The organism is Streptomyces boncukensis (assembly GCF_011045075.1).
GTDB lineage: Bacteria > Actinomycetota > Actinomycetes > Streptomycetales > Streptomycetaceae > Streptomyces > Streptomyces boncukensis.
In genome coordinates, this window is record NZ_JAAKZZ010000479.1 from 1 (window position 1) to 5621 (window position 5621).

General features: G+C 72.0%; 6 protein-coding genes. 5 read left to right on the forward strand and 1 reads right to left on the reverse strand.

Annotation, left to right across the window (positions count from 1 at the left end):
• The 5 genes from G5C65_RS30030 to arfA all read left to right on the forward strand — a co-directional run.
• Nucleotides 1-663, forward strand: a 663-nt coding sequence (locus tag G5C65_RS30030) for an extracellular solute-binding protein (RefSeq protein WP_338146733.1), incomplete at its 5' end; no start/stop codon positions are given.
• The gene (locus G5C65_RS30035) at nucleotides 660-1550 is read left to right on the forward strand and encodes a carbohydrate ABC transporter permease (RefSeq protein ID WP_165302199.1); all 891 of its coding nucleotides are present in this window, start codon (nucleotides 660-662) and stop codon (nucleotides 1548-1550) included. The genes G5C65_RS30030 and G5C65_RS30035, both read left to right, overlap by 4 nt.
• Nucleotides 1547-2407, forward strand: coding sequence for a carbohydrate ABC transporter permease (locus tag G5C65_RS30040; RefSeq protein WP_165302200.1), 861 nt, complete (start codon nucleotides 1547-1549; stop codon nucleotides 2405-2407). Before G5C65_RS30035 ends, G5C65_RS30040 begins: the two co-directional genes overlap by 4 nt.
• Nucleotides 2408-2452: 45 nt before the next feature.
• Nucleotides 2453-3454, forward strand: a complete 1002-nt coding sequence (locus G5C65_RS30045) for an arabinan endo-1,5-alpha-L-arabinosidase (protein ID WP_338146734.1) — start codon at nucleotides 2453-2455, stop codon at nucleotides 3452-3454.
• Nucleotides 3455-3486: 32 nt separating this feature from the next.
• Nucleotides 3487-5001 (forward strand): arabinosylfuranosidase ArfA, encoded by a 1515-nt coding sequence (gene arfA / locus G5C65_RS30050; RefSeq protein WP_165302201.1) that lies wholly within the window; start codon nucleotides 3487-3489, stop codon nucleotides 4999-5001.
• Here arfA and G5C65_RS30055 read toward each other — a convergent pair.
• A partial coding sequence (locus G5C65_RS30055; protein ID WP_165302202.1) for a class I SAM-dependent methyltransferase occupies nucleotides 4985-5621 on the reverse strand: 637 nt, incomplete at its 5' end. The genes arfA and G5C65_RS30055 overlap by 17 nt on opposite strands.

Sequence of the window (5621 nt, forward strand, 5' to 3'; positions counted from 1 at the left end):
CTCCTCGACCCCACCGCCACCCGCCTCGCCGTCGACGACGCCAAGGCGCTGCGCGTCCTGGAGTACCTGCGGCGGCTCGGCGACGACGGGCTGCTGGTGCGCCGCGCCGACTACCAGGGCAGCGTCGGCATCTTCAACGCGGGCGACACCGGCTTCTACCTCAACGGCGAGTGGGAGGTGTCCACCTTCCAGAACAACAAGCTGCCCTTCTCCATGACCCGGGTGCCCGCCCTGTTCGGCAGCCGGGCCGCGCAGGCCGACTCGCACACCTTCGTCCTGCCGCACCAGGACGGCCGCGGCGGCGCGGGCAACCGGGCCGCGCACCAGTTCGTGGCCTGGATGCTGCGGCACAGCGTGGAGTGGGCCAAGGGCGGCCACGTCCCCGCCTATCTGCCGACCCTGGACCGCCCCGCGTACCGGAGGCTGGAGCCGCAGTCCGCGTACCGGGACGTCATCGACGACGTCGCGCTGGACCCGCCCGCGTGGTTCGCGGGCTCGGCCTCCCGGATGTGGATCGAGCTGGGGTCCGTCTTCTCCGGGGTCCTCACCGGCAGCCGCTCGCCGCGCGGCGCGCTGGAGGAGGCCAAGTCCCGGCTGCGCGACCTGCTGGACACCCCCAGCCCGCTGGGCGAGCCGGAGCCGCCCGGCCGGAGCGGCGCATGAGGACCCGCCGCCACTGGACCGAGCACGGCCTCGCCTTCGTCGCGCCGTTCTTCGCCTTCTACGCCCTCTTCCTCCTCTGGCCGCTGGCGCTGGGCCTGAAGATGAGCCTCGGCTCCGACAACATCACAGGCCAGGGCGGCGAGTTCGTCGGCTTCGACAACTACGCCGAGGCGCTGAAGGACCCCGACATGTGGTCCTCGCTGTGGAACACCCTGTGGTTCACCGCGCTCTCGACCGTGCCCCTGGTGCTCACCGGGCTGGCCATGGCGCTGATCGCGCACCATCTGCGGTTCGCCGACTGGCTGTGGCGGCTCAGCTGGTTCGCGCCCTTCCTGCTGCCGTCCGGCGTCGTCGGGCTGCTGTGGCTGTGGATCATCTACCCGTCCGACTTCGGCCTCGCCGACCAGCTCCTGGACACCGTCGGGCTGCACCCCGGCATCGGCTGGCTGACCGACGAGCGCTACGCGATGCTCTCCATCGTGGGCACCACCCTCTGGTGGACGGTCGGCTTCAACTTCCTGCTCTACCTGGCGGGCCTCCAGGCCATCCCGCGCCATCTGTACGAGGCCGCCGAGCTGGACGGCGCGAACGCCTGGCAGCGGCTGCGGCGCGTCACCCTGCCGATGCTGCGCCGTACGACGGGCGTGGTGGTGATCCTCCAGCTGCTCGCCTCGCTCAAGATCTTCGATCAGGTCTACATCATGACCCGGGGCGGCCCCGACGAGTCCACCCGCCCGCTGCTGCTGTACGTCTACGAGCACGGCTTCACCGGCTACCGCATCGGCTACGCCTCCGCCGCCTCGTATCTCTTCTTCGCACTGATCGTGCTGATCTCGCTGCTCCAGCTCCGGTTCACCCGCCGCGCCCGCCAGGAGAACGCCGTATGAGAAGCCGTACGGACCACGAGTCGGGCCGCCGGCCGCGCTGGACGCCGGGCCGTCTGGCGCTGCTGCTGGGCGCGCTGCTGCTCGCCGCGCTGTGGGTGCTGCCGCTCGCGTACGCGTTCGCCACCTCCCTCAAGCCGCAGGGCGAGGAGGTGGACACGCCGCTCACCTGGATCGGCTCCCGGATCACCTTCGAGGCGTACGAACAGGTGTGGGAGGCGGGAGACCTGCCGCGCTGGATCCTGAACACGGCCTATGTCGCCACGGTCACCACCGCGCTGACGGTGCTGCTGAGCGCGATGGCGGCGTACGGCTTCGCACGCACCACCTTCCGGGGCCGCAGGCTGCTCTACGGGCTGGTACTCGCCGGGATCATGGTGCCGCCGCAGGTGCTGATGGCGCCGCTGTTCGCTCAGATGCTGGCGCTCGGGCTCGTGGACACGTACTGGGGCGTCATCCTGCCGCAGGTGGCCGTGCCCGCCATGGTCTTCATCCTGGTGAAGTTCTTCGAGGAGGTGCCGCGGGAGCTGGAGGAGGCGGCGTTCTGCGACGGCGCCGGGCGCTGGCGGGTGTTCTTCACCATCGTGCTGCCGCTGTCCCGGCCGGTGCTGGCCGCCGTCGCGATCTTCACCTTCATCCAGACCTGGAACAACTTCCTGTGGCCCTTCCTGGTCACCACCGACCCAGGCGGCATGACGCTCCCCGTCGGCCTCGTCAACGTCCAGTCCAGCTACGGCGTGCGCTATGCGCAGGTGATGGCCTCGCTGGTGATCGCCGGGCTGCCGCTGCTGTTCGTCTTCGCGTTCTTCCAGCGCCAGATCGTGCGGGGCATCGCCCACACGGGACTGGCGGGCCGGTGAACACCGCTCAGACGTCCCCGATCCCTTCGACCACGGGAGGCTCCCGTGCAGACATCAGCCCGACGCCCCCGCTTCCACACCAGGCGGGCCGCCCTCGCCCCGGCCGTCCTCACCCTCGCCCTGGCCCTCGCCCTCTGGGCGACCCTCACCCCGGGCAGCGCGGCAGCGTACCCGGAACCGGGCCGGGTGACGGGCGACACCGGCATCCACGACCCGACCATGGTCCGCACGGACAGCGGCTATGTGCTGTACGGCTCCAACAGCCTGCTGGAGGCCCGGACCTCACCTGACCGCACCGCCTTCTCCGACGCCGGGTCCGCCTTCGCCGCGCCGCAGGACTGGTGGGCGGAGTACTCCCCCGAGCGCAACCCCTGGGCCCCGGACCTCACCGAGGTGGGCGGCACCTACTACCTCTACTACGCCGTCTCCACCTTCGGCTCCCGCCACTCGGCGATCGGCCTGGCCACCAGCCCCACCGGAGCCCCGGGCAGCTTCACCGACCACGGCGAGGTCCTGCACACGGACTCCGGCTCGGCCTACAACGCCATCGACCCCGACCTCCTCATCGACCCCGACGGCCGCTGGCGGCTCACGTTCGGCTCCTGGGGGACCGGCATCCACCAGATCGAGCTGGACCCGGCCACCGGCAAGCCCGCGTCCGGCGCGGCCCCCGTGCGGCTGGCCTCCGCCGGCGGCGGCATCGAGGGCCCGACGCTGGTGCGGCGCGGCGGCTTCTACTATCTCTTCAGCTCGTACGGCACCTGCTGCGCGGGCACCGACAGCACGTACCGCATCAGGGTCGGCCGTTCGTCGAGCCCCACAGGGCCGTTCACGGACCAGCAGGGCAACCGCCTGCTGGACGGGGGCGGCACCCCGGTCCTGGAGAGCCACGGCTCCCGGGTGGTCGGGCCGGGCGGCCAGGACATCCTCCCGGACGTGGACGGCGACCTGCTCGTCTACCACTATTACGACGCCCAGCGCGGTGGCGCCCCGACCCTCGGCGTCAACCTGCTGGACTGGTCCAGCGGCTGGCCCGTCGCGTACTAGCAGGCCGATCACGGCCCTCGGGAAGGGAACCCATGACCGCCCGTATCGCCCTCAGCCCCGCCTTCACCGTAGGCCGGGCGAACCCGCGCCTGTACGGCTCGTTCGTCGAACACCTCGGCCGCTGCGTCTACACCGGCGTCTACGAGCCGGACCACCCCGCCGCCGACGCGGAGGGCCTGCGCACCGACGTGCTCGACCTGGTCCGCGAGCTGGGCGTGACCACCGTCCGCTACCCGGGCGGCAACTTCGTCTCCGGATACCGCTGGGAGGACGGCACGGGCCCGCGCGATGACCGCCCCCGGCGCCTCGACCCGGCCTGGCAGTCCACGGAGAGCAACCGGTTCGGTCTGGCCGAGTACGCGGACTTCGTCCGCAAGGTGGGCGCCGAACCCATGCTCGCCCTCAACCTCGGCACGCGGGGTGTCGCCGAGGCCATGGAGCTGCTGGAGTACGCCAACCACCCCGGCGGAACCGCCCTGTCGGAGCGCCGCGCGGCGCACGGCGCGAAGGACCCGTACGGCGTCCGGCTGTGGTGCCTCGGCAACGAGATGGACGGCCCCTGGCAGACCGGCCACAAGACGGCGGCGGAGTACGGCCGCCTGGCGGCGGAGACGGCCCGCGCCATGCGCCAGCTCGACCCGGACCCGGGCCTGGAACTGGTTGCCTGCGGCAGCTCGAACCAGGGCATGGACACCTTCGCCGCGTGGGAGGCGACGGTGCTGGGGGAGTGCTACGACCTGGTCGACCACATCTCCCTGCACGCGTACTACGAGGAGGTGGACGGCGACCGGGACTCCTTCCTGGCCTCGGCGGCTGACATGGACGCATTCATCCGCAACGTTGCGGCGACCTGCGACCACGTGGCGGCGCACCGGAAGTCGAAGAAGAAGCTCACGCTCTCCTTCGACAAGTGGAACGTCTGGTACCAGCGCCGCTTCCACCAGGACTTCGCCCGGAACCCGCCCAACTGGTCCCAGGCGCCCCGCCTCCTGGAGGACAGCTACACGGTCACCGACGCGGTGGTCGTGGGCTCCCTCCTCATCACCCTGCTCCGGAACGCCGACCGGGTCGCGATGGCCTGCCAGGCCCAACTGGTCAACGCCATCGCCCCGATCATGACGGAGCCGGGCGGCCCGGCGTGGCGGCAGACGACCTTCCACCCGTTCGCGCAGGCGTCGGCGTACGGCAGGGGCACGGTCCTGGACGTGCGCCCGCAGTCCCCGGCGCACGGCACGGAGCGCTACGGCGAGGTCCCGCTCCTCCATGCCACGGCGGTCCTGGACGAGGCGACGAGCGCGGTGACGGTCTTCGCCGTCAACCGCTCCCAGCACGACGAGCTCCCCCTGGAGATCGCCCTGCACGGCATGGCGCTGACCGAGCTCACGGAGCACTCCGTCGTCTCCGACCCCGACCCGGAGGCCCGCAACACCCTGTCCGACCCCGACCGCGTCACCCCGCACCGGGCGACCCGCGCCACCCTGGACGCCTCCGGGAGGGTGCGCACCGTGCTGGAGCCGCTGTCCTGGAACGTCATCCGGCTGACCTGACCGCGTGCAGGGTCCGGAGGCCGCGAGGGCCCGCCGTGTCGTGCCGGACGGCCAGGCCGGCGGCAGCGCACTGCTCGGCCACCCACTGCGGGGCCAGCCGGAGTTTGGGGTAGCTGCTGCTCGCGAAGTGCCAGGCGCCGTTCCGGCGGGTGTAGAGCAGGTCGTGGACCTGGACGGTGTCCCCGTCGGCGTAGTCGAGGAAGCAGGTGAGGATCCGGTCGGCAGTGCTGCGGACGGGAAGGAAGCGGTCCGGGCCGTGGAGTGCGGTCGTCAGGTCGCGGAAGGTGGCGACGAAGCTCCCTCCCGGGCGCAGCGCTTCGGCCGCCTGAGCGATCAGTTCCCGTACGTCGGCGCGGTGGGGCAGGTGCGGCAGAGTGTCGCCCATGCAGACGACGGCCGCGACCGAGCCGGGGGCGGCGAGGTGCGGCAGGGCGCCGCGGATATCCGCCTGGTGCGTGCGGATCGCCCGCGCGGCGCCCGAGCGCCGGGCATGTTCCGTGAGTTCGGCCAGCAGCGCGGCGCTGGTGTCGACCGCGTGCACCGTCGTGAAGCCGAGCCGGGCCAGGGCGAGGGACTGCGGGCCGGGGCCGCTCCCGAGGTCGACCGCGGTCGCCCCGTCC